The organism is Micromonospora sp. PRAS1, from assembly GCF_059553435.1.
Genome location: NZ_JCANNB010000004.1, coordinates 245,488 through 269,052, shown reverse-complemented (window position 1 = coordinate 269,052; position 23,565 = coordinate 245,488). Strand labels below are relative to the sequence as shown.

Sequence of the window (23,565 nt, the reverse complement as noted above, 5' to 3'; positions counted from 1 at the left end):
TTTCCCTTCCATCGACCGCCGACCGGGTTAGCTGACGGGTTCGGGACGGAAGCGGCCCCTACCGCAGTCGCGGATTCACCCCACGTACCTGGGTCCCCGGTTCGCCTGGTGGCGATTGGGCGGCGGCACCGCAGGCGCTGGGGTACGCCTTCGGCGGTGACCGGCAGTGAGGTTACCCGAGAGTCGATCCGGGCTTCTACACCCCGAACCGGGCCAGATGCGTCATTTCGTAATCGCGGTGAGTGACCAGCGACACTCGTGCTGGCCGTGCCGGCCGAGGCGGTCACGTTGAGGAGTGTCACCATGTGGTGTCCGTGCTCCTGTCCGGGTCGGGCCACCCCGGCGGGGTGGCGGTGGGCGTGTTGCGGGTACGCGGTGTGCTGAGGGCGTGCAGCGCCTCGGCCCGGTCCGTCGCCGGCCGGGAAACCGTGGAGGTGTCATCGTCGTCCGGGCCGCCGGGGTCGCCGCCGACCCTGCCGCGCTGCTGTCCGGCCGTGGTCACCAGCGCAGCCAGGGCGGTGGTGAGCGGCACGGCGGCGATCAGCCCGAGCGTGGCCACCACGCTGCGGACGATCTCCTGGGCGAGGAACTCGCTCGTCACGATCTGCCCGAGGGCGCGGGAGTCGGCGGTGAGCAGAAGCAGCAGCGGCAGCGACGCTCCGGCGTACGCCAGGATGATGGTGTTGACCACGGAGGCGATGTGTGCCCGCCCCACCCGGGTCGCCGAGCGGTACAGCTCGCGGCGGGAGAAGTTCGGGTTGGCGTGCCGCAACTCGGTGACCGCGGCGGCCTGGGTGACCGTGACGTCGTCGAGCACGCCCAGTGATCCGATGATGATGCCGGCCAGCAGCAGGCCGTGCAGGTCGACGTCGGCCCGGAACATGGAGAGCGTGGTGGCGTCCTCGCTGCCGAAGCCGGTCAGGTGGGTGGCTCTGGTCGCGGCCAGGCCGAGCAGCCCGGTGAGCACCAGGCTGCCCAGGGTGCCCAGCACGGCAACCGAGGTCTGCGCGGAGATGCCGTGGGTCACGTACAGCACCACGAACATGATCAACGCTGAGCCGACGATGGCGACCAGTAGCGGCGGACTGCCCGCGCTGATGCCGGGGAGCACGAAGGTCAGCAGGATGGCGAAGCTGGCGGCCAGGCCGGCCAGGGCGGCCAGGCCGCGCAGCCGTCCGAAGGCCACGATGGCGGCGGCGAAGAGCACCGCCAGCCAGATCAGCGGCGTGCCCCGCTGGTGCTCGGCGATGTTGTACGTACTGATCGACGGATCCTCCGGGTCGAAGAGCGCGACCAGGATGATCTCGTCGCCGGTGCTGACCCGGGGTGCCCCCGGCCCGTCCGGGATGGGCGTCTGCACCTCCTGGCCCGCGTCGGGGCCGTCCTGCACCTGGACGGTGACGGTGCCGCACGGACCGGCCGCCGCCGTCGGCGTGCCCTCCGGGACCGCCGGGTTGGGCGGACAGGTCTCGGTCACCACCCGGGTGACCGTGCCGTGGTAGCGGGGGGTGTCGTCGGCGGCCTCCGGCCGGGGGGCGTCCCTGGGCCAGAGCACCAGGGCGGCGATCAGGGTGACGAGAAAGAGGGGGACCACCGTCACGATGAGGATCCGCCGCACCCCGGGCGGGGTGGGCGGAGCGGAACGGGTGTGGTCGGCGCCCATTCAATGTCTCCCAACGATTCCAGGGCGGAGTACGTGCCGGCGGCCGGGTCGGTTCAGTGCCTTCGCACCGCCGTCGCGCGGCGCGGCACGGGTTGCCGGAGCGTGGTGAAGTGGCTGCGTACCGTGATGTCCGGGCCGGCTCTCGACGGCCGCCGCGGTGCGGCGGGGGAGGCGGACGCCCGGGGGCGGGCGCGGGCCGCGGGACACGGATGTCGGCTGGGCATCGTGAGCGAATGGTAGCCAGCCCGGCATCCGAACGCCTGTCGCGAGGGTTTGTCGGCGGTTCGTGGCGCGCCGGGGCCTGAGGTGGTGTCGGCTGGTCAGCCGCGCTTCATCAGGCGGCCGACGGCGGCCATCATCTCGGTGGCCATCTCGTCGGCGCGCCCCTCGGCGGCACCCTCGTGCATGCAGTGCCGGGCGTGCCCGTCGAGCAGGCCGAGGGCGACCTTGTCCAGCGCGGCCTGGATGGCGGAGATCTGGGTGAGCACGTCGATGCAGTAGCGGTCCTCGTCGACCATCTTCTCGATGCCACGGACCTGGCCCTCGACGCGGCGCAGCCGGGCGAGCAGCTGGTCCTTGCTGGCGGTGTAGCCGCGGATCGGCGCAGGAGTGCTCATGCGGCCAGCATAACGTACCCCCTGGGGGTATGTTACGGTCGACGGGACGGATACCCCCGGCGGGTATTTGGACGGGTCGCCCGGTCCACCCCTGGTCGGGCGTGGAGAGGAGAGTTCCATGGTCACCACGACGTACCAGGTGCAGGGCATGACCTGCGGGCACTGCGTCAACGCGGTAAGCGCCGAGGTCGGTGCGCTTCCCGGCGTCAACGAGGTGCAGGTCGATCTCGCCGCCGGTCGGGTCACCGTCAGCAGCGAGCAGCCGCTGGACGACGACGTGGTCCGCGCGGCCGTCGACGAGGCCGGATACGAGCTGGTCGGCGGCGGCGCCGACCAGCGGCGGTAGGCCAGGGTGTCCCGATGAACACGGCGACCAAGCTGGGCGGCTTCGCGCTCGGCGTCGCGTTGGTGTTCGGCGCGGCGTACGGAGCCGGTCAGCTGGCCGGCCCCGTCGCCCCGGTGGTCACCGCCGGCCACGAGGCGGACGGCGGCCACTCCGCCGACGGTTCCGCCGCGCCCGGTCACGACCAGGGCAGCGCCGGCCACGAGCCGGCAGCGGGCGGCGACCACCTGCCCGGTGGGCTGCTCGTCTCCGACCGGGGCCACACCCTGACGCCGGTGGCGGCGCCGACGGGCGAGTTCGCCTTCCGGATCGTCGGACCCGACGGCCAGCCGGTCACCGGGTACGACGTCAGCCACGACAAGCGGATGCACCTGATCGTCGCCCGGCGCGACCTCTCCGGCTTCCGGCACGTGCACCCGGAGATGTCACCCGACGGCACCTGGCGGGTCGCCTCGCCGCTTGATGGCCCGGGAGTGTGGCGGGCGTTCGCCGACTTCACCCCGACCGGCGGCGAGCCGTTGACGCTCGGCGTCGACGTCACCGTCCCGGGTGGGCTGGCCGAGGTGCCGCTGCCCGCCCCGGCGAGCAGCACCACGGTCGACGGCTACACCGTCGACCTCGACGGCACGCCACAGCCCGGCCGCAGCACGACGCTGACGCTTACCGTCAGCCGCGACGGCGTACCGGTCGGCGACCTGGAGCCCTACCTGGGTGCGTACGGCCACCTGGTGGCCCTGCGCCGGGGCGATCTCGCGTACCTGCACGTCCATCCGGAGGGGACTCCGGGCGACGGCCGGACGCCGCCCGGTCCACAGGTCAGCTTCGCCACCGAGTTCCCCTCGGCCGGGGCGTACCGGCTCTACCTCGACTTCCAGCACGGCGGGGTGGTACGCACCGCCGAGTTCACGGTGCACGTCGGCGATCCGGGTGAGCTGCCCGCACCGCAGAGCGCCGCGCCCGACGATGGGCACGGCGCACCCGGACACGAGCACGACTGATCGGACCAGCGATGACCACGAGCAGACCGCTGCCGGCGGCGACGAACCTGATCGAGCTCGCCATCGGCGGCATGACCTGTGCCTCCTGCGCCGCCCGGATCGAGAAGAAGCTGAACCGGATGGACGGCGTACAGGCCACCGTCAACTACGCCACCGAGAAGGCCACCGTCTCCTACGACGCGCCGGTCACGCCGGACGACCTGATCGCCACGGTGGAGAAGACCGGCTACCGGGCGACGCTGCCACCGCCGCCCGGCACCACCGGGCCGGAGGCCGCCGAACCGGCGGACGAGCTGCGGAGCCTGCGTACCCGGCTCTGGGTGTCGGTGGTGTTGACCGTGCCGGTGATCGCGCTGGCCATGGTGCCGGCCTGGCAGTTCACCTACTGGCAGTGGCTGTCGCTGACGCTTGCCGCACCGGTCGTGGCCTACGGCGGGCTGCCGTTCCACCGGGCCGCGCTGGTCAACCTGCGGCACGGCGCCGCGACCATGGACACCCTGGTCTCGGTGGGCACGCTTGCCGCCTTCGGCTGGTCGCTGTGGGCGCTCTTCCTCGGCACCGCCGGTACGCCGGGCATGACCCACCCGTTCAGCTTCGACATCGGTCGTACCGACGGCGCCGGCAACATCTACCTGGAGGCGGCGGCCGGGGTGACCACCTTCATCCTCGCCGGGCGCTACTTCGAGGCCCGCGCGAAGCGGACCGCCGGGGCGGCGCTGCGGGCGCTGCTGGAACTCGGGGCCAAGGACGTCTCCGTGCTGCGCGACGGGGTGGAGGCCCGGATCCCGGTCGACCAGCTCGTGGTGGGGGACACCTTCCTGGTCCGTCCCGGCGAGAAGATCGCCACCGACGGGACGGTGGCGGAGGGCAGCTCGGCGGTTGACGCGAGCATGGTGACCGGCGAGTCGGTGCCGGTCGAGGTCGGCGTGGGTGACCCGGTGGTCGGCGGCTGCGTCAACGCCGGTGGTCGGCTGGTGGTCACCGCCACCCGGGTCGGCGCCGACACCCAGCTGGCACAGATGGCCCGGTTGGTCGAGCAGGCGCAGACCGGCAAGGCAGCCGTGCAGCGGCTCGCCGACCGCATCTCGGGGATCTTCGTACCGATCGTGATCGCGCTGGCCGCCGCCACCCTGGGCTGGTGGCTGGGGGCCGGTGGCGGGCCGGGCGCCGCGTTCACCGCGGCGGTGGCCGTCCTGATCATCGCCTGCCCCTGCGCCCTCGGCCTGGCCACGCCCACTGCGCTGCTGGTCGGCACCGGGCGGGGCGCCCAGTTCGGCATCCTGATCAAGGGGCCGGCGGCGTTGGAGTCCACGAAACGGGTGGACACCGTGGTGCTGGACAAGACCGGCACGGTCACCACCGGGCGGATGACCCTGCTCGACGTGACGCCCGGCGCGGGCGAGCAGCCCGCCGAGGTGCTACGGCTGGCCGCCGCCCTGGAGTCCGGCTCGGAACACCCGGTGGCGCGGGCGATCGTGGCCGGTGCCACCGAAGCTGGTCAACTCCCCTCGGTCACCGGCTTCGCAAACGTCGAAGGGCTCGGCGTGACCGGCACGGTCGACGGTCGCCAGGTGCTGGCGGGTCGGCCCCGGCTGCTGCGCGACCGGGGACTGGCGGTACCGGACGAGCTGGCCCGGGCAACGGCCGACGCGGAGGCGGCGGGACGTACGGCGGTGCTTGTCGGTTGGGACGGCCGGGCGCGCGGCCTGCTCGCCGTGGCCGACCAGGTCAAGCCGACCAGCCGGGAGGCGGTGCGGCGGCTGCGCGCCCTCGGTCTGACCCCGGTGCTGCTCACCGGCGACAACGCCACCGTCGCCCGGACGGTGGCCGCCGAGGTCGGCATCGACGAGGTGATCGCGGAGGTGTTGCCGGCGGAGAAGGTCGAGGTGGTCGCCCGCCTCCAGGCCGAGGGCCGTGTGGTGGCGATGGTCGGCGACGGGGTCAACGACGCCGCCGCGCTCGCCCAGGCCGATCTCGGGCTGGCCATGGGTACCGGTACGGATGTGGCGATCGAGGCCGCCGACCTCACCCTGGTCCGCGACGACCTGCTGGCCGCCGTGGACGCCATCCGACTGGCCCGCCGCACCCTGGGCACCATCAAGGGCAACCTGTTCTGGGCGTTCGCGTACAACGTCGCGGCGCTGCCGCTGGCCGCCGCGGGTCTGCTCAATCCGATGATCGCCGGTGCGGCGATGGCCTTCTCCTCGGTCTTCGTGGTGGCCAACAGCCTCCGGCTGCGCCGGTTCCGCCCGGTCACCTGAGCCGTGGGTGATTGACCTGCGGCCGGCTGGGGTACCTGTCCTGATGTACCACTGAGACGCAGATCCTGGGAGGCTGACATGGGTGTCGAGGACAAGTTCAACAACAGCACCGAGAACACCGCCGGCAAGGTCAAGGAGGGCGTCGGCCGCGTCACGGACAACGAGCGGCTGGAGGCCGAGGGGCGTGCCGACCAGTCGCGGTCCAGCCTCAAGCAGGCCGGCGAGAAGATCAAGGACGCGTTCCGGAGCTGATCGGACGATCGACCAACCGCCGGGCCGGCGACCGCCGGCCCGGCGGTCGCGTCTGCACCGGGTCCGGTGCGCTGCCGCCGCCGCTATCCGGCGGTTGGCCGGCCGGCGGTGAGTCGCAACGTGAAGCCGTCCGCGTCCTGGTAGTGGGTGACGTGGTTGCACGACTGGTGGGTGATCCAGAGACCCAGCCCGCCCACCTCGCCGGCACCGGACGGAAGCAGCCCCGCGTACGGGTCGTCCGGTCCGGGGCCGCTGTCGCTGACCGTGGCCACCACGCGGTCCGTACCCACCCAGAGTCGCAGCCGGACCGGCGGTCGGCCGTGCCGTAGCCCGTTGGTCACGATCTCGCTCACGGCGACCATAAAGTCGTCGAACTCGTCCTGCTGCAGCAGTCCATGGCTGGCCTGTTGTACCGCCGCCCGGGCCTGGCCGGCGGTCGGGTTGATCAACTCGACAAGCGGCGGGGACGCCTGGATCGGGTCGGGTGGTACGGGCCGCTGCTGGCGCAGGAACATCTCGGGCAGCAGATAGTCGGGGTTGGGCAGGCACCGGCCGTCGGGCGTCACGAGGTACGGGTGGGTGACGCAGACGTCGGCCCGCACCGCCTCCGGCGTGATCCGGGTGTCGTACGCGCACATGCTCCACAGTGGCCAGTCGTCGTACGCCCGGTTGATGGCCGCCTCGTAGCGCGCCCACCAGTCCCAGGTGGGACCGAGGGCGATCCGGGGAACCTCCCCGATGATCCGGATCTGGGTCGCCCCGTCCGCCGTCAGGTCGGCGAGGAGCCGGCGGTAGGTCCGGATGGCGACGGCGGGCCGGGCGTAGATGTCGCCACCGGTCAGGAACTCGACCTTCGCGTCGGCGGGCAGGGCGGAGCGGACCAGCCCAGCGGTGCGCTCGCCGAACGCCACGAAGGTGGGCTCACCCGCTTCGACCCCGCCGAGCAGGAACGGCAGCACGACCGCAAGCATTTCCTCGTCGGAGCCGTAGCAGAGGGCTTCGTGGTGGTAGCCGGTGCGCCCGGCGGCGGGCCCGGTCCTCACCGGATCACCTCCACCCGCAGCGTCGGCAGCTCCAGCAGGGCGGCGAGCCGCGCCAGGCCGGGGCTGGCGGCGCGCAGCACGAGGACGGTCGCGCGCTCCCGGGCGTACTCGGCCAGCCGCAGCAGCGTCCGGTGATCCGCGAAGCGGAGCCGGCTGGCGTCCAGGACCAGTTCGCCGCCGACCGGCCGCAGGTCCGCGCGGTCCAGCGTGGTGCGGAGCAGATCGTGCGTGGACGGGTCGAGTTCGCCGGCCAGCGCCGCCTGACCCTCCTGCGGCGGGGCGGCGTAGAGCTGGAACAGCAGGTCGTCAACGTTGTGCTCCGGGTGCAGGCAGGCCAACTCGGCGATCGCCCGCTCGCCCAGCTCCGGCCGGTGGTATCCGCACATGGCCTGGAACGCCTCGGTGCGCATCATCCGGTCGACCTGGTGTTCATAGCGGGCGAACACGTCCCGTTGACCGGGCGTCCGGACCAGGTCGGTGCAGGTGGCGGCCACCCGCAGCCCGGTGTAGCCGGTGGCCAGCGCCTTCCGGGTGGCCGCCTGGAACATCGCCACCTGATCGGCGGGGTCGATCGCCGTCACGTCGGTGTACGCGCCGGAGAGTGGGCGCACCTCGGCGGCCCCGCTCCGCATCGCCTCCTTGAAGCCGTCGAGCCCGAGCAGCCGGTTCCGGACCGGCTCGGGCGGGCCGGAGACCACATACCAGACCTGTTCACCGGCGACCAGCCCGGCCCGCAGGAACTCCTCCGCGCGGGTCGCGAACCCGGCCGGGTGATCGTCGTACGCCCAGCACAGATGGCCGTACGACCGCCACGTGTCGGTCACCTCACCTGCTCCACCGCCGCAGTCTATGCCGCTTACCGGTCGTGGCTGGTCAGCCGATCTTTCGAGTTTCCGGCGCGCCGGGAACCAATCCGGGGCGTCGGCCGACCAATACGGCAATGACAGCCGTGACCGACGACATCACCGGGTACGCCCTCGCGGCGGGCCGGGGCGACCACGCCGCCGCGGCGGCGTTCGTCCGCGCGACCCAGCACGACGTGCGGCGGTTCCTGGCGCATCTGCCCGGGGTGCGGGAGGTCGACGACCTGGTCCAGGAGACGTATCTGCGCGCCTGGCGGGCACTGCCGTCGTTCGCCGGCCGCTCCACCGCGCGGACCTGGCTGCTCGCCATCGCGCGGCGGGTCGCGGTGGACCAGGTGCGGGCAGCCACCTGCCGGCCCCGTACGGCGAACCTGACCAACTGGCAGGCCGCCGCCGAGGCGATGCCGGCCGGGGTGTGCGCCGGGGTGGACGAGCAGGTGGTGCTGCACGGTCTGCTCGACGGCCTCGCCCCCGAACGTCGGGAGGCGTTCGTGAGCACCCAGTTGCTCGGCCTGTCGTACGCCGAGGCCGCGCAGGTCTGCGACGTGCCGGTCGGCACCATCCGGTCGCGGGTGGCCCGGGCGCGCGAGGACCTGGTCGCCGCGATGCGATCGGCCACCCCCGACCACCGGCGTGACCGCCCCGGCGCGACCGGCTGACCCCTCGTATCCCGACGTGACCGGCCCGGCCGGCGGCTGGACGGCGTCAGGCGGCGTGGCGGTGGTCGTGCTCCTGCGGGTGGGCGGAGCCGTGGCGGGCCTGTGCCGAGTAGGGCGGCACCAGGCGCAGCGGAGCGGGCTCGTCGGTCTCGTCGAGCCGGAGCCGCCAGCGGGACCGCTCGGGCCGGTGCCGGTCGCTGGGGTCACCGGGCTGCCGCGAGCTGCCGGCCAGCAACACGGTGATCAGATACCCCACCACCAGGAAGCCGTGGCTGACCAGCCGCTCCACCGCCACCTGCGAGGCGACGAGGTCGTTCACCGAGAGCAGCACCAGAGTGGCCACGAAGGCGCTGAGCATCGGCAGCAGCCCCGACGGTGAGGTCCGGCGCAGCGCGACGAAGAGGAATCCGGCGCCGACCGCGACGTTCCAGGCGGCGGACTCGTGCCACAGGTGCTGGCCGGTGGCGTGCAGGTGCTCGGCCACCTCGGCCCGCCCGATCTGGGCCAGCCCCAGCACCAGTTGGACCGCACCCAGCAGGCCCAGCGCGACGCGCAGCCCGGTGACCCGTTCGGCGAGCGACACGAGCCGGCGCTGAAGGTGCGGCACGCGGGCGGCGAACGGCCTGCGCCACCGCCGGGGGCGCGGCGGCGGTGCGCTGGCGAGGATCTCCTCGCTCAGGTCCGGCAGGTCGGTCACCACCTGGGTACGCGTCCGCCGGGTCACCGCCGCCGCCGCGTCCAGCCAGCCACGGCAGCCGGCACAGGTCTCCAGGTGCCCGGCGACCGTGTGCTGCTCCTCCGCCGTCGCCTCACCGTCCAACTGCGCCGACAGGATCTCCCGCCACTGCTCACACCCCATGTACCGGTAGTCGCTCCAGGGCCCGGAGTGGTTCCCGCCGGGTGCCCTCCGGTGTCGGTGCCGACCCTGCTCAGGAGCCGCCGCGGGCCGCCCAGGCGTGCAGCGCCTCCCGGTCGCCCGCCCCGTCCAGGTTGAGGGCGGCCTCGATCAGGGCGAGGTGGGTGAACGCCTGCGGGTAGTTGCCCAGCGCCGTTCCGTCGGCGGCGAGTTGCTCGGCGTACAGGCCGAGCGGGCCGGCGTACTTGCCGAGCTGGTCGAAGACCTTGGCGGCCTCGTCCCGCCGGCCCGCCAGCACCAGCGCCGAGACCAGCTCGAACGAGCAGAGCAGGAAGGCACCCTCCTCGCCGGGCAGGCCGTCGTCGGCCCGGTAGCGCAGCAGCAGGCCGGGGCCGATCTCCAACTCCTGGCGCAGCCGGTCGATCGTGGCCAGCACCCGGGGATCGTCGCCGGGTAGGAACCCGACAAGTGGAATTCGCAGCAGCGAGGCGTCCAGGTCGGTCGAGCCGTACGCCATCACGAAGCTGTCCACCTGCGGGTCGAAGCCGCGTTCCAGGACCTCGGCGTGCACCGCGTCGCGCGCCTCGCGCCACCGGTCCACCTCCGCGGTCCGGTCGTCGAGCAGTTCCGCCAGGCGGATGCCCCGGTCCAGGCAGACCCAGATCATCACCTTCGCGTTGACGTAGTGCTGACGAGGACCACGGACTTCCCAGATGCCGTTGTCCGGCTCCTGCCACCGGTCGGCCAGCACGTCGACGTGCCGGCGCAGCAGCGCCCACTGCTCCTCGGTGAGGTCGCCGGTGAGCTGGTGGTACGCCAGCGCGGCATCCAGGATGTGCCCGTACGTGTCGAACTGCACCTGTTCGGCGGCCTCGTTGCCGATCCGCACCGGCCGCGAGCCGGCGTACCCCTCCAGGTGCGGCAGTTCGCGCTCCTCGGCGGTGCCGCCGTGGATGCTTACCAACGGGGTCAGCAGTTCACCCGTGCAGATCGAGATCAGGAAGTGCAGGTAGCGGCGGCCCTCCTCGGCGTGGCCGAGGCGGAAGAGCGCGAGCAGCAGCAGTGCCGCGTCCCGGTGCCAGGCGTACCGGTAGTCCCAGTTGCGGACCCCGCCGATCTCCTCGGGCAGGCTGGTGGTGGGCGCGGCGATGAGCGCGCCGGTCTCGTCGAAGGAGAGCCCGCGCAGCACCAGCGCGCTGTGCCGCACGGCGTCCGCGCCGAAGCCGGCGTAGTCGCTGCGCTCCGACCACGCCTGCCAGGTCCGGCAGGTACGCGCCAGCAACTCCTCCGGGTCGACCTCGTCGGTGGCGTCGTCGTCGTAGCCGACAAGCACGACCGCCGTCTCGCCGGCGGTCAGCTCCGCCTCGATCCGCAGCACCCCGTCGGTCACCTGGCAGGGCAGGTCCGACCCGACCCAGAGCGGGGTGTCGGCGGCCCGCCAGCGCCCGTCGACCTGCTCCCAGGTCACCTCCCGGGCGCCGTACCCCGGCCGGGGCTGGACCCGGACCGCCAGCCGGATCGTGCCCTGCTCGACCCGTATCCGGCGCACCAGCACCTTGTCCGCGCGCAGCGGCTGGGGTCCGTCGCCGGGCGCCACCGCCAGGAAGTCGTGGCCGACCGCCGACCCGTGCGGGGTCGTCCACCGGCTCTCCAGCACCAGAGTGTCCGGCAGGTACCGCCGGCTCGGCCCGGAGCAGCCCGCCACCGAGAGGTCGAGGACACCGCCGCTGCGCCGGTCCAGCAGGCGGGCGAGGACCGCGTCCCCGGCGAAGTGCGGTACGCAGAACCACTCGACCGCGCCGTCTGCGGCGACCAGCGCGGCGGTGTGCGTGTCGGAGAGGAAGGCGTACGAGTCGATGGGGGGATAGTTCATCGCAGCTCCGGGAGGTTCTGGTTGGGCGAAATATTTACGACTACCCCGCCTGGTCGGGGGTAAGCGCCCGGTCCGCTCCAGGAGTGCCGGCGGAGGGAAGGTGGCGGGGTGGCGCGCCCGTTCGTGAACTGGTCCGGCAGCCTCGCCTTCACCCCCGCCGGCTACGCCGAGCCCAGCACCGAGGAGGAGGTGCGGGAACTGGTGTTGCGGGCCCGCGAGTCGGGCACCACCCTGCGCCCGATCGGCTCCGGACACTCGTCCAGCCCGCTGGTGCGTACCGACGACGGCCTCCTGGTCAGGCTCGACGGGCTGGCGGGGGTGATCGACCAGGTCGGTGAGTCGGCCACCGCCTGGGCGGGTACCCGGCTCAAGGCGCTCGGCGAGGGGCTCTACGAGGCCGGACTGGCGATGGACAACCTCGGTGACGTCGACTACCAGTCGATCGGGGGCGCCACCGCGACCGGTACGCACGGCACCGGTCTCGGCTTCGGCAACCTCTCCACCCAGGTGACCGGGGTGCGGTTGGTCACCGGGACCGGCGAGGTGCTGGAGATATCGGCGGAGCACAACGCCGACCTGCTGCCCGCCGCCCGGCTCTCGCTCGGCGTGCTGGGTGTGGTCACCCAGCTGACCCTGGACGTGCAGCCGCGCTACGAACTGCACCGGCGGTCCTGGTGCGCGCCGATCGCGTGGACCCTGGACCACCTCGCCGAGCTGCAACACACAAACCGCAACATGGACTTCTACTGGTACCCGCGCAGCGACCTGGCGCAGATCCGGACCATGAACCGGGCCGACGAGGCGGCCGAGGGCGAGCGGTGGACGGCCCGCCAGGTGCTGGAGGCCGACCCCTCGGCCCAACTGCGGGAGTTGGAGACCGGACCCACCCACCGGACCATTCCGCAGAATCGGGAGCTGCGTTTCGAGGAGATCGAGTACATGCTCCCGTCGGAGGCGTTCCCGGCCTGCTTCGCCGAGGTGCGGCGGCGGATCCTGAGCCGGCATCGCCGGACCGTGGCCTGGCGGGTGCTGGTACGCACCATCGCCGCGGACGACATCTGGCTGAGCAACGCGTACGGCCGGCCCACCACCACAATCGCCTGCCTACAGAACACCTCGCTGCCGTACGAGGACTACTTCCGCGACATGGAATCGGTCTTCCGGCACTACGGTGGCCGGCCGCACTGGGGCAAGAAGCACTGGCTGACCGCCCGCGAGCTGCGTCCCCTGCTGCCCCGCTGGGACGACTTCCAGGCGGCACGGCGCCGGCTCGACCCGGACGGCGTGTTCCGCACCCCCTACCTGGCCCGGCTGCTCGGGGAGGCGTGATGGCGGAACTCGGCGCGCGGGTGTGGCTGGTGCCCGGTGGCCGCATCCCCTTCGGCGGCGCCGCCGCCGGGCCGGAGTTCAGCGGTGGCCCCGCCGCCGGGCCGGAGTTCAGCGGTGGTCCCGCCGCCGGGCCGGAGTTCAGCGGTGGCCCCGCCGCCGAACCGGAGTTCACCAGCTTCGACCAGCTCTGCGTGCTGAACACCGCCGACCGCGCGGCGGAGCTGTCGCTGGACTTCTACTACGAGGACAGCGACCCGGTCGGGCCGTACCGGCTGGTCGTGGGTGCCCGGCGGATCCGGCACGTACGGGTCAACGACCTGATCGATCCGGAGGCGGTCCGCCTCGACCGCCCGTACGGCTGCCTGCTGCGCTCCCCGGTGCCGGTGGTGGTGCAGTTCCTGCGCCAGGACACCCGGCTGCCGAACACGGTGGCACTCACCGGCATGATGGCGTACCCCGCCGATTCGTGAGCCTGCGGCGCAGTTCGTCGGTCCCCCAGACGACGACCGGGAACACCAGCAGCAGTACGAGCGCCCACGCCGGTGGCGGCCGGGTGCCGAAGAGGTCCGGCAGTGGCGGTACGGCCACGATGGCGGCGGCGACGGCGAGTTCGAAGGCGATGCCCCAGAGCAGCAGGCGATTTGTGAACACGCCCACCGACCGCAACGGCGCCCGTTCGGTACGCGCCGCGAAGGCGGTGCCGACCTGGCAGGCCACGATGCCGAGGAAGGTCATCGTGGTGGCCTGGAGGTAGGTCTCGTGCAGCGGGCTGCCCGACCCGGTCGGCGCGCCCGGGGTCCAGCCACCGGCCAATAGCACGGCGAAGAATCCGGCCATCACCAGCACGGCGGAGATGAGCCCGAGGAACGCCCAGGCGCGCAGCAGCATCCGCCTGTCGATCACCCGGTCGGTACGCCTGCGGGGCGGCCGGTCCATCAACCCGGGCTCGGCCGGCTCGCGCCCGAGCGCCAGTGCGGGCAGGGTCTCCGTACCCAGGTCGATGGCGAGGATCTGCAACACGGTAAGCGGCAGCGGCACCGCCCCGGCGGAGAGCGCGAAGATCAGGAAGGGCACGACCTCGGGGGTGGTGTGGGCGAGGATGTACAGGATGAACTTGCGGACGTTGGCGTAGACCCGTCGGCCGGCACCGATCGCGGCGACGATCGTGGCGAAGTTGTCGTCGGTGAGGACCATGGTCGCCGCTTCCCGGGTGACGTCCGTCCCGGCCCGCCCCATCGCCACGCCGATGTCGGCCTGCCGCAGGGCCGGTGCGTCGTTGACCCCGTCACCGGTCATGGCGACGATCTGCCCGTCGGCCCGAAGCGCCTCGGCGATGTGCAGCTTCGCCTCGGGCGACACCCGGGCGAAGATCACCTCGCGGTCCTCGGCGAGCCGGTCACGCAGCGCCTGCGGGGTCATGCCGTCGAGGTCCGTGCCGGTCAGCACGGTGGGCTCGGTCCGGGTGATCCCGACCTGCCGGGCGATGGCGGTCGCGGTCAGCCCGTGGTCGCCGGTGACCATGATGATCCGGATCCCGGCGGTGTGGCACCTGGCCACCGCGTCCGGCACCGCCGCCCGGGGCGGGTCCACCATCGCGACGAAGCCGAGGAAAGTCAGCTCCCGCTCGGCCTCCGCCCGCTGCTCGGCTCTCCCGGTCTCTGGCCGGTCGGCGGGCGGGCCGGCGAGGCGGCGTCGGGCCAGGGCGAGGACCCGGCGGCCCTGCTGGGCCTGCCCGGTGACCGCGTCGGTGAGTACGGCACGGGCCGCCTCGTCGAGCGGCCGGTCCTCGCCGTCCGCGCCGATCATCCGGGTGCACCGGCCCAGCACCTCCTCCGGTGCGCCCTTGGTGTGCAGCCACAGCTCCGGGCCACGTTCGTCCATCGTGGACATCAGCCGCAGTCGCGGATCGAAGTGGAACTGCGCCCGCCGCCGGACACCGGGCGGCTGGCCGCCGTCCCGCTGGTCGCCGGGCTGCTGGCCGCCGGGCGGCTCGCCGAGCGTCGAGGCGAAGCGGAGCAGGGCGGTCTCGGTCGGATCCCCGGCGTCGCCGTCCGGCCGCAGCTCGGCGTTGTTGCAGGCGACCGCCGCCACGGCCAGGGCGCGCAGGGCGGGACCGGGTGGCGGAGGTGGATCGGGCAGCGGATCGAGCAACCGGTCTCCGGCGCGTACGGCCACCACCCGCATCCGGTTCTCGGTGATGGTGCCGGTCTTGTCGGTGCAGATGACGGTGGTGGAGCCGAGCGTCTCCACCGCGCTGAGCCGCTTGATCACGGCACCCAGCCGGGCGAGGCCGCGTACGCCGACCGCCAGCGCGAGGGTGATGGTGGGCAGCAGTCCCTCGGGAACGTTGGCCACCAGCAGCCCGATCGCGAAGGTGAACGCGTCGGAGACCGGCATGCCGGCGGCGAACACCCCGATCGGGAAGAAGACCACGCCGGCACCGACCGCCACCGCGGCGATCAGCCAGGCCACCCGGCGGACCTGCCGTTCGAGCGGACTCTCCTCCCGCCCCACCCGCTGCGACAGGGCGGCGATCCGGCCCAACTCGGTACGCATCCCGGTGGCGTAGACCACGCCACGCGCCTCGTCCGCCACGCAGGAGGTGCCGCTGAAGACCAGGTTGCTCGCCTCGGTCAGGCTGCCGGCCCGGCCGGTCGCCTCGGCGCTGCGGTAGGCGGGCTGGGACTCGCCGGTAAGCGCGGAGAGGTCCATCTCGACGCCGCCGTCGACCAGCCGGGCGTCGGCGCTGACCCGATCTCCCTCGCCGAGGGCGATGACGTCGCCGGGGACCAGTTCGGCGGCGGGTACCTGTTGCCACCGCCCGTCGCGCAGCGCCCGGGCCTGCTGGGGCAGGTACCGGGTCAGCGCCTCGACCGCCCGCTCCGCCTGCCGTTCCTGCACCGCGGCGAAGACCGCGTTCAGCGCGATGACCGCCAGGATCGCGACACCGAGCACGGCCGTACCGGCCACCCAGGCGAGGATCGCGGCCACCCAGAGCAGCAGGGCGAGCGGGTGCACGAGCTGCCGCCCGAGTTCCCGCCACCAGCTGCGTCTGCGTTGCCGGCGCAGCTCGTTCCGCCCGTACCGGGCGAGCCGTTGGCGGGCCTCTTCGGTGGCCAGGCCCTGCTCGCTGGCGTCCAGCCGGTGGAGCAGATCGGGCAGCGGCGCCTGGGGATCCAGGTCCGGCCGGTCCTCGGACCGCGCCCGGGTCGTGCTCACGGCACCGTCCCGGCCGGGGTCCGGCCGAGCCCGACGGTGACGGTGGTGCCGGCGGCCAGCTCGACCGGTCGCTCGTGGACCAGCACGGTGACCGGCGGGTCCGCCCCCGGTGGCGTGCTGAACCGTACGTTGTGGTGGTCGATCCGGAGCTCGATCAGCCGGTTCCGGTACCGGATCACGCAGTCGAGATGGTCGACGCAGTCGGGCAGCAGCGGGTTGAGTCGCAGCACGTCGCCGCGTACCTCCAGGCCGGTGTAGCAGCGCTGGAGGATGTCCAGGGTGCCCGCGGTCGCGCCGAGGTGGATGCCCTCCCGGGTACTGCTGTGCGCCGGGTCGATCAGGTCGGTGCCGAGCGCGACGAGCAGCATCTCCCAGGACCGCCGCCGGTCCGTCCGGGCCAGCACCCAGGCGTGCGCGATCCGGCTCAGCGTGGAGCCGTGGGTGGTCCGGGAGAGGTAGTAGTCGACGATGGCCGGGATGCGGGCCGGGTCGAAGGCGTAGCCGAGCTGGCGCACCAGCGCGGTCAGCTCCTCGGCACTGAACAGGTACAGCAGCATCAGCACGTCGGCCTGCTTGGAGATCTTGTACCGGTTCGGGTCGTCCCCCTCGGCCTGCAACTGCGAGCCGAGCAGGCGCAGGTCGCCGTAGCGCCGCCGGTAGCGGTCCCAGTCCAGCTCGGCGAGGTCCTGGTAGCCCTCGAACTGGGCGGGTGTCCCGTCCGGAAGGAAGGCCAGCCGCAGTCGCTGGGCGAGGCGCGCACACCGGTCGCGTTCCGCGCCGTCGACGGCGATCGTCCGCCACGGCACGGCCCCGGGATGCCGGCCGACGATCGCGTACGCCTCCTCGGCCCGGCCGAGCACCCAGGCGACCATGACGTTGACGTACGTGCAGTTGTCCAGCCCTTCGCCGGGCCGCCCCGGGTAGCCGTCGTGGTACTCGTCGGGCCCGGTCACGCCACGGATGTCGTACCGGTCGTCGGCGGGGTCGTAGCGGGCCACCGCCGCCCAGTAACGGGCCGTACCGACAAGCAGTTCGAGCCCGGACGAGGCGAGGAAGGAGAGGTCGGCGGTGGTCTCCCAGTACCGCCAGACGGAGTAGGCGATGGCTAGGTTGGTGTGCGGCTGCCGACCCGTGTAGTCGGCGACCCATTCGCCGTTGACCGGGTTCACCGAGCGTCGCGGACTCTCGTCCCGCCCGCTGGTGCCGCTCTGCCAGGGGAAGAGCGCACCCTGACCGCCCGTGTCGGCCGCCTGCCGTCGCGCGGCGGTCAGCCGCCGGTGCCGGTACTCCAGCAGGGCCCGGGTCAACTCGGGAAAGCGCAGGTTGAGGTACGGGTAGACGAACAGCTCGTCCCAGAAGATGTGCCCGTGGTAGCCCTCACCGTGCAGCCCGCGCGCCGGCACTCCCGCGTCGAGTTCGGCCGCGTACGGCGACAGGGTCTGCAACAGGTGGAAGGTGTGTACGCGGATCGGCAACTGCCAGGCGTGCCCCTCACCCACGTCGAGCCGGAACCGGGTCCAGAGGTCCCGCCACGCGGCGGTGTGCTCGGCGAGCAGCAGGGCGAAGGGACCGGCCCGGCGGACCTCCTCCCGGGCGGCGGCGAGCGGTTCGTCCACCGCCGTGTCCCGGGACGAGAAGACCGCGACGGTCTTCTCCACCACCAGTTGTTCTCCGGTGCCCACGTCGACGGCGACGACCTGGGCGATGTCCGCCGCGCCGCCCACCTGGCGGCGACCGGCCGCCCCGCCGCCGGTGAGCGTCGTCCGGGCGGCCACCGCCACCTGGAGTGCCGCCTCGGTCGTCGTCGCGGTCACCCAGGTGACGTCGCCACCGTCGGCGCCGGTGACGATCCCGGTCAGGTGGTGGCCGCACATGCCGGCCTCGGCGGGCGTGTTCGCGTTCCGCACGCCGCCGTCGAGGCCGGAACGGATCTCCATCCGGCCCGACCAGTTCTCCGCGACGAGCGTGGTCTCCAGCGCGGCGAGGTGCGGTGCGGCCATCGAGACCAGGCGCCGCTGCCGGATCCGGGTACGCCGCCGCTGCGGGTCGACCACCAGGAGTTCGCGCAGGTAGAGCCCGCGCCGCAGGTCCAGTGCCCGATGCTCGTGCAGGCGTCGGCCGTGCCCCGGGGCGTGCCACTGGCCGGCGGCGGGACGGAAGGTGAGCGGCAACCAGTTCGGCAGGTTGACGATGCTTTCCTCGCGGCCGTCCGGCTCCGGCCGGCGATTCCGGAATCCGGCCAGGTACGTGCCGGGGTAGTGGACACCGTCGGCCACCGCCTCGGGGGCGGCGCCCCGGGCCGCGAGGTACCCGTTGCCCAGGGTCAGCATCGTCTCCCGGGTGCCCTCGCCCGCCGGATCGTCGTCGGTGTAGGACAGCACCCAGGACGCGGGAAGCCCGCCGGTGCACAATCCGCAGCCGGGGTCCAGCTCACCCCGCACCGGGCCTCCTTCACCAGGTCAGAGCAGCTCCAGCGGCTGAGTCCGGTCCGGCTACCCGCCCTACGGACCGGCAAACCCGGGGTGGAGAGCCACCAGGTCGCGGAACGCCTGGTCGCGCAGGCCGAGCAGGATGACCTGCTGGTCGACCGGCGCCAGTTCCTCGAACACCAGCAGGGCGCGGTCCTTGTCGAGCAGCCGGAACGGTACTCCGGCGACTACGCCGTCGAGCCGGGCGAGCGCGTCGGCGATCTCGTGCGGTGGGTGGGTGTCCAGCCGGGGATGAACCGCTGGATCGGCGAAGCAGGTCAGGACCACAGTGCCTCGGCGACGGTGACCCCGAGGAAGGCGGCGCCGAGCGCGGCACCGACGCTCACGCCGGCGTTGATCAGCGCGTAGCGGTGGGCACCGTCCTCGAAGAGCCGGACGGTTTCGTAGCCGAAGGTCGAGTAGGTGGTAAGCGCCCCGCACAGCCCGGTGCCGAGCAGGGCGACCAGGGAACCGGGTACCGCGCCGACTGCGGCACCACCGATGAGCACGCCGAGGACGAGCGAGCCCACGACGTTGACGGTAAGGGTCCCCCAGGGGAACGCGGAACCGTGCCGGGCCTGCACGGCCCGGTCGACCAGATAGCGCAGCGGCGCGCCGAGTGCGGCACCGAGCGCCACCAGGATGATCGTCATCCACGGCTCCGGCGTCGCCCGGTGCCGCTGGCCAGGCGGGTCAGCGATATGCCCAGCCGGACCGCGAGGAGTGCGGCGACGAGGGTGCCGGCGAGGTACAGCAGCCCGGTCCGCGCCGCGCCCACGGCCACCGCCTGCTGCACCTCGACCGCGTAGGTGGAGAAGGTGGTGTACCCGCCGAGGACGCCGACGCCGAGGAAGGGCCGGACCAGTCGCGGTGCCCGCCATGCCTCGGTGATCAGGACCATCAGCACGCCGATGAGCAGGCAGCCCGAGACGTTCACGGCGAAGGTGGCCCACGGGAAGCCGCCGGGCGGATGCGGAAAGGCCACCGCCAGCCCGTGCCGCGCCACCGCCCCGACCGCGCCGCCGACGGCGATCGCGGCGAGCAGGCTGGCGCTGCCGACCCGCAGCTCCGCGCGTTGGCGCGCCACGCCGAGGTCGACATCCGGATCGGTAGGCGGTCGGTCAGGCCGCACAGCTCCACCTCCCTGTCAGTGCACGGTATAGCCCCACCGACCTGGCATCCGGGCCGGCTCACCCGCTCCTGGCCAGGCGATTCGGCGCGCCGACAGGGGTGGACCGCCGGCCGGACCGGCAGTGACCATATGTAGCTGGTCGACTGCGTGGAGGTACCTCATGGTTGTTGTTCCGACCTGGCGTCGTACCCGAACTCGGCAACCCGAGCCGACGGTCACCGAGTCGGTGCTGCCGGAACTGCGGGCGATGTGGTGGGAGACGGGCGTGCGGGCCCGGGCGGAGGCCGGACTCTTCGCCGTCTTCGCGGAACTGCCCCGGCTGGTCTGGGTGGCCCTCCAGATCAGCTGGCGGGCGGACCGGCTGCGTACCTCGGTGGTGGCCGTCGCCACGGTCGGTGCCGGGTTGATGGCCGCGTTCGGGCTGCTCGCCGCCCAGCGGGTGCTTGTGGAACTGTTCGCGGGCGGGCCGACCGCGGACAAGGTGGTCGCGGCCCTGCCGGCGCTCGGGGCACTTGCCGGCGCGACCGCGATACGTGCCGGGATGGGCATCGCCACCGGGTACGCGCTCAACGGGCTGACGCCGAGGGTGAGCCGCGAGGTCGAGCGGGGCCTGTTCGAGGTGACCACGGCGGTGCGGTTGGAAGCCTTCGACGCGGACGCCTTCGCCGACGACATGGAACGCGCCTCCCGGGGCACGGACTCCGCGATCGACCTGGTGCAGGCGTCGATGAACCTGCTCGCCGGGCTGGTCGGGGTGATCGCGGTGGCGGTCGCCGTGGCGGTGATCCATCCGCTGTTGCTGCTCGCGCTGCTGGTGGCGACGGTGCCGAACGCGTGGGCGTCGCTGCGGGCGGGACACCTGCGGTACCAGACCTACATCGCCGGTTCGGTCCGTCGCCGCCGGCAGTGGCTGCTGCACCGGCTGATGGCCGAACGCGCCTCCGCCCCGGAACTGCGGTCGTACGGGCTGCGCCGGTTCCTGCTCGACCAGTACGACCGGGTGATGGGGGTGGAGACCGAGATCCAGCTCGCGCTGGCCCGCCGGGTCACCACGACCACCACGCTTGGCGCGATGATCGGGGGAGTGGCGACCGGCGTGGTCTACGTCCTGCTCGGCGTGCTGCTCATCGACGGGCAGATCCCGCTCGCCGCCGCCGCGACCTGCGTGATCGGGGTGCAGGCGGCGCAGCGTTCGCTCGCCACCGTCACCTTCCAGGTCGACCGGGTCTACACCGATGGTCAGCATTTCCGCGACTACACCGGGTTCATGACCCGCGCCGCCGCCTACCTGCCCGGCCAGTCGGACGCCGAGCCGCTGGACCGGCTGCGCGTACTCTCCGTCGACGAGGTGAGCCTGCGCTATCCCGAGCGGGACAGCCCGGCGGTGGATCGCGTGACGCTTACCGTCGAGGCCGGTCAGACGGTCGCCTTCGTCGGCGAGAACGGGTCGGGCAAGAGCAGCCTGGCCGCGATGATCGCCACGCTGCGTACGCCCACCGACGGGGTGATCCGGTGGAACGGCGTGCCGCTGTCGGAGTGGGACCGCGACGGGCTGCGCAGCCGCATCGCGGTGGTCACCCAGGAGTACCACAAGTGGCCGTTCACCGCGGCCACCAACATCGCCATCGGCGACATCGACACCGAGGCCCGGCAGGACCGGATCGAGTCCGCCGCCGCCCGCGCGGTGGCCGACGAGATGATCCGTGAGCTGCCGTACGGCTACGAGACTCTGCTGGACCGCACCTTCGCCAACGGTCAGGATCTCTCCGGCGGGCAGTGGCAACGGATCACCGCCGCCCGTGGGTTCCTCCGCGACGCCGAACTGCTGGTCATGGACGAGCCGTCCTCCGCGCTCGACCCCCGCGCGGAGGATGCGCTGTTCCAGGCCATCCGCGACCGGCAGGGCCGGGCGACGACCATCCTGATCACCCACCGGCTGGCAAACGTCCGGCACGCGGATCGGATCTTCGTCCTGCATCACGGCCGCCTGGTCGAGGCGGGCACGCACGACGAACTCATGGCCGCCGGTGGCCGCTACGCCGAACTGTTCAGCATCCAGGCCGCCGGTTACGCGGCGGCCGACCGGGTGCCCGCCCCACGCCCGGCCCCACCCGGTTGACGGTCCGTCCGGTGGGCACGGGGCACGTTTGGGCCATTCGAGGGCGGGAACCGGGGGGCGAAGCCCCAGAGTGGCGAAAACCGGAGGCGAAGCCCCAGAGTCAGGAGCTGCGGATGAACGAGCCGGTCTCGGACGAGCCCGTCGGCGAGTTGGCACTCGTACACGCCTTCACCGGGCCGATGCCGACCGGGGTGAGTGTTTCGCACACCGGCCGGATCTTCGTCAACTTCCCGAGGTGGGGCGACGAGGTGCCGGCCACTGTCGTCGAGCTGCGGGACGGCCGGGAGGTGCCGTTTCCGGACGAGGCATGGAACCAGCCGAGCGGTGACGACGACGCCGGGGCGTTCGTCTCGGTGCAGAACATCGTGGTCGATCCCGTCGACCGGCTCTGGGTGCTCGACACCGGCAGCCCGATGTTCCGGCCCACCCGGCCCGGTGGCCCCAAGCTGGTCCGCATCGACCTGGACGGCGACAGCGTCGCCCAGGTGATCACCTTCCCGCCGGACGTGGCGCTGCCCACCACGTACCTCAACGACGTGCGGTTCGACCTGCGGCGCGGCGAGGCCGGGATCGCGTACATCACCGACTCGGCGATCGCCGGGCCGAACGGGATCATCGTGGTCGACCTGGCCACCGGAGAGTCCTGGCGGCGGCTGCACGACCACCCGTCCACCAAGGCGGAACCGCTCTCGGACTTCCGGCCGGTGGTGGAGGGCCGCCCCTTCCTGCAACGGCCGGCGGACGGCCCCCCGGAACCGGTGCTGATCGGCTCCGACGGGATCGCCATCTCCGCCGACGGCACCCGGCTCTACTACTGTGCGTTGGCCTCCCGCCGGTGGTACAGCGTCGCCACCGACGCCCTCGCCGACGCCGCGCTGAACGAGGACGAGGTCGCCGCGACGGTGGTGTCCGAGGGGGACAAGGGCGGCGGGTCGGACGGTCTGGAGACCGACGACGCCGGGCGCATCTATCTCACCTCGTACGAGCAGAACGCGGTGCTGCGCCGCCGCCCGGACGGCGAGTACGAGACGGTGCTGCACGATCCACGACTGCTCTGGCCCGACACCATGTTCGTGGCCACCGACGGGTACCTCTACCTCACCGCCAACCAGCTGCACCGGCAGGCCAACTACCACCGGGGTCAAGACCTGCGGCGCAAGCCGTACGCGCTGTTCCGCACCCGGATCGATGCCGGGCCGGTGCTGCTGCGCTGAGCGCCCGCCCCTGCGGTCAGGACGGCGAACCGGTGTTGCCGCGCCGACGCAGGAAGAGCACCGCGCCGACGACCAGGGCGACAAGCACCAGGCCGACGCCCAGCCCGATCAGCACGCCCGACGTGGTGGACGAGCTGCCGGCCGCCGGGCTGGCGGCAGCGGCGGAGGTGGGCGCGGTGGTCGGGGCTGCGGGCGTCGTCTCCGCCGGCTCGCTCGGCTCCGGGCTCGCGCTGGGCGAGGGCTCGGCGGTCGCGGCGGGATCGGCGACGGTGAACTTGTACGACCCCTGCACCGGATGCCCGTCGACGGAGACCACCCGGTACGCGACGGTGTAGACGCCGTTGGCCAGCGGCGCGTCGATGGTGATCGTGCCCTTGGTGCCGGAGACCTCCGGCTCGCTGGTGGCCACCGGCTGCTTGTCGGCGTCGCTGAGCGTGATGGTGGTGAACTGCGGGTTCAGCTTCTGCATGAACTCCAACGTCACCTTGCCGGGGGCGCTGTCCAGTTCGGCGTCCTGGGCGGGGGTCGCCTTGCGCAGGACGTTGTGCGCGTACGCGGGCGAGGCGGGCGCGACAAACAGGGCCGCGACGGCCAGCGTGGCGGCGAGGCCGGTGGCGAACGGGCGGCGGAGGTGGCGAAGCATGGGTCCATTCTCC

Annotated in this window: 21 protein-coding genes and 1 riboswitch; of the genes, 9 read left to right on the top strand and 12 right to left on the bottom strand. The window is 72.7% G+C overall.

Annotated elements, in window-relative coordinates; all coding sequences use genetic code 11:
* A riboswitch (cyclic di-AMP (ydaO/yuaA leader) is annotated at positions 1-132 on the bottom strand.
* 166 nt (positions 133-298) lie between these two features.
* Both AC507J_RS06560 and AC507J_RS06555 read right to left on the bottom strand, forming a co-directional pair.
* The gene (locus tag AC507J_RS06560) at positions 299-1,663 is read right to left on the bottom strand and encodes a YibE/F family protein (RefSeq protein ID WP_496288152.1); all 1,365 of its coding nucleotides are present in this window, start codon (positions 1,661-1,663) and stop codon (positions 299-301) included.
* A 320-nt stretch (positions 1,664-1,983) separates the two neighbouring features.
* Complete coding sequence (locus tag AC507J_RS06555) at positions 1,984-2,280, bottom strand: metal-sensitive transcriptional regulator (RefSeq protein WP_093408543.1); 297 nt, start codon at positions 2,278-2,280, stop codon at positions 1,984-1,986.
* Between the two features lie 118 nt (positions 2,281-2,398).
* On the opposite strand from AC507J_RS06555, the gene AC507J_RS06550 reads away from it, so the two are divergent.
* The 4 genes from AC507J_RS06550 (at position 2,399) to AC507J_RS06535 (ending at position 6,134) form a co-directional block, all read left to right on the top strand.
* Positions 2,399-2,626, top strand: coding sequence for a heavy-metal-associated domain-containing protein (locus tag AC507J_RS06550; protein WP_496288151.1), 228 nt, complete (start codon positions 2,399-2,401; stop codon positions 2,624-2,626).
* A gap of 14 nt (positions 2,627-2,640) precedes the next feature.
* Positions 2,641-3,621 (top strand): DUF8832 domain-containing protein, encoded by a 981-nt coding sequence (locus AC507J_RS06545; protein ID WP_496288150.1) that lies wholly within the window; start codon positions 2,641-2,643, stop codon positions 3,619-3,621.
* 11 nt (positions 3,622-3,632) lie between these two features.
* A complete protein-coding gene (locus AC507J_RS06540) occupies positions 3,633-5,882 on the top strand; it encodes a heavy metal translocating P-type ATPase (RefSeq protein ID WP_496288149.1) in 2,250 nt (749 codons plus the stop codon).
* 78 nt (positions 5,883-5,960) lie between these two features.
* A complete protein-coding gene (locus AC507J_RS06535; RefSeq protein WP_496288148.1) occupies positions 5,961-6,134 on the top strand; it encodes a CsbD family protein in 174 nt (57 codons plus the stop codon).
* Between the two features lie 83 nt (positions 6,135-6,217).
* On the opposite strand, the gene AC507J_RS06530 is transcribed toward AC507J_RS06535, so the two are convergent.
* Positions 6,218-7,177 carry an anti-sigma factor RsbA family regulatory protein gene (locus AC507J_RS06530; protein WP_496288147.1) on the bottom strand — a complete coding sequence of 320 codons (960 nt, stop codon included), beginning with the start codon at positions 7,175-7,177 and terminating at the stop codon, positions 6,218-6,220.
* The gene (locus AC507J_RS06525) at positions 7,174-8,001 is read right to left on the bottom strand and encodes an MEDS domain-containing protein (RefSeq protein ID WP_496288146.1); all 828 of its coding nucleotides are present in this window, start codon (positions 7,999-8,001) and stop codon (positions 7,174-7,176) included. The genes AC507J_RS06530 and AC507J_RS06525 overlap by 4 nt, the downstream gene beginning before the upstream one ends.
* Positions 8,002-8,117: 116 nt before the next feature.
* Here AC507J_RS06525 and AC507J_RS06520 point away from each other — a divergent pair, with 116 nt between their 5' ends.
* Positions 8,118-8,699 carry a sigma-70 family RNA polymerase sigma factor gene (locus tag AC507J_RS06520; RefSeq protein ID WP_496288145.1) on the top strand — a complete coding sequence of 194 codons (582 nt, stop codon included), beginning with the start codon at positions 8,118-8,120 and terminating at the stop codon, positions 8,697-8,699.
* Between the two features lie 46 nt (positions 8,700-8,745).
* Here AC507J_RS06520 and AC507J_RS06515 read toward each other — a convergent pair whose 3' ends face one another.
* The gene (locus AC507J_RS06515) at positions 8,746-9,558 is read right to left on the bottom strand and encodes a zf-HC2 domain-containing protein (protein WP_496288144.1); all 813 of its coding nucleotides are present in this window, start codon (positions 9,556-9,558) and stop codon (positions 8,746-8,748) included.
* Between the two features lie 70 nt (positions 9,559-9,628).
* The gene (locus AC507J_RS06510; protein WP_496288143.1) at positions 9,629-11,428 is read right to left on the bottom strand and encodes a glycoside hydrolase family 15 protein; all 1,800 of its coding nucleotides are present in this window, start codon (positions 11,426-11,428) and stop codon (positions 9,629-9,631) included.
* Positions 11,429-11,536: 108 nt separating this feature from the next.
* On the opposite strand from AC507J_RS06510, the gene AC507J_RS06505 reads away from it, so the two are divergent.
* Together AC507J_RS06505 and AC507J_RS06500 are read left to right on the top strand one after the other, a co-directional pair.
* On the top strand, positions 11,537-12,757 hold the full coding sequence (locus AC507J_RS06505; protein WP_496288142.1) for a D-arabinono-1,4-lactone oxidase: 1,221 nt from the start codon (positions 11,537-11,539) through the stop codon (positions 12,755-12,757).
* Positions 12,757-13,227: a sensory rhodopsin transducer gene (locus AC507J_RS06500; RefSeq protein WP_496288141.1), complete on the top strand. Its 471-nt coding sequence runs from the start codon at positions 12,757-12,759 to the stop codon at positions 13,225-13,227. Before AC507J_RS06505 ends, AC507J_RS06500 begins: the two co-directional genes overlap by 1 nt.
* Here AC507J_RS06500 and AC507J_RS06495 read toward each other — a convergent pair.
* Genes AC507J_RS06495 through crcB (AC507J_RS06475) form a run of 5 tightly spaced genes read right to left on the bottom strand, consistent with a single transcriptional unit; the run spans position 13,193 to position 19,576 of the window.
* Positions 13,193-15,976, bottom strand: a complete 2,784-nt coding sequence (locus tag AC507J_RS06495) for a cation-translocating P-type ATPase (protein ID WP_496288140.1) — start codon at positions 15,974-15,976, stop codon at positions 13,193-13,195. The genes AC507J_RS06500 and AC507J_RS06495 overlap by 35 nt on opposite strands.
* Entirely contained in the window at positions 15,973-18,417 is a 2,445-nt protein-coding gene (locus AC507J_RS06490; protein WP_496288139.1) for a glycoside hydrolase family 65 protein, read from the bottom strand. The genes AC507J_RS06495 and AC507J_RS06490 overlap by 4 nt, the downstream gene beginning before the upstream one ends.
* A 60-nt stretch (positions 18,418-18,477) precedes the next feature.
* Positions 18,478-18,732: a hypothetical protein gene (locus tag AC507J_RS06485; RefSeq protein ID WP_496288138.1), complete on the bottom strand. Its 255-nt coding sequence runs from the start codon at positions 18,730-18,732 to the stop codon at positions 18,478-18,480.
* Positions 18,723-19,097: a fluoride efflux transporter CrcB gene (gene crcB / locus AC507J_RS06480; RefSeq protein WP_496288137.1), complete on the bottom strand. Its 375-nt coding sequence runs from the start codon at positions 19,095-19,097 to the stop codon at positions 18,723-18,725. Before crcB (AC507J_RS06480) ends, AC507J_RS06485 begins: the two co-directional genes overlap by 10 nt.
* On the bottom strand, positions 19,094-19,576 hold the full coding sequence (crcB, locus tag AC507J_RS06475; protein ID WP_496288136.1) for a fluoride efflux transporter CrcB: 483 nt from the start codon (positions 19,574-19,576) through the stop codon (positions 19,094-19,096). The genes crcB (AC507J_RS06480) and crcB (AC507J_RS06475) overlap by 4 nt, the downstream gene beginning before the upstream one ends.
* 160 nt (positions 19,577-19,736) lie before the next feature.
* Between crcB (AC507J_RS06475) and AC507J_RS06470 the strand changes: the two genes are divergently transcribed.
* The gene (locus tag AC507J_RS06470; RefSeq protein WP_496288135.1) at positions 19,737-21,695 is read left to right on the top strand and encodes an ABC transporter ATP-binding protein; all 1,959 of its coding nucleotides are present in this window, start codon (positions 19,737-19,739) and stop codon (positions 21,693-21,695) included.
* A 113-nt stretch (positions 21,696-21,808) separates the two neighbouring features.
* Complete coding sequence (locus AC507J_RS06465) at positions 21,809-22,909, top strand: L-dopachrome tautomerase-related protein (protein WP_496288134.1); 1,101 nt, start codon at positions 21,809-21,811, stop codon at positions 22,907-22,909.
* A gap of 16 nt (positions 22,910-22,925) precedes the next feature.
* Here the strand turns inward: AC507J_RS06465 and AC507J_RS06460 are convergent, their stop codons facing one another.
* On the bottom strand, positions 22,926-23,552 hold the full coding sequence (locus tag AC507J_RS06460) for a copper resistance CopC family protein (protein WP_496288133.1): 627 nt from the start codon (positions 23,550-23,552) through the stop codon (positions 22,926-22,928).
* Positions 23,553-23,565 lie beyond the last annotated feature (13 nt).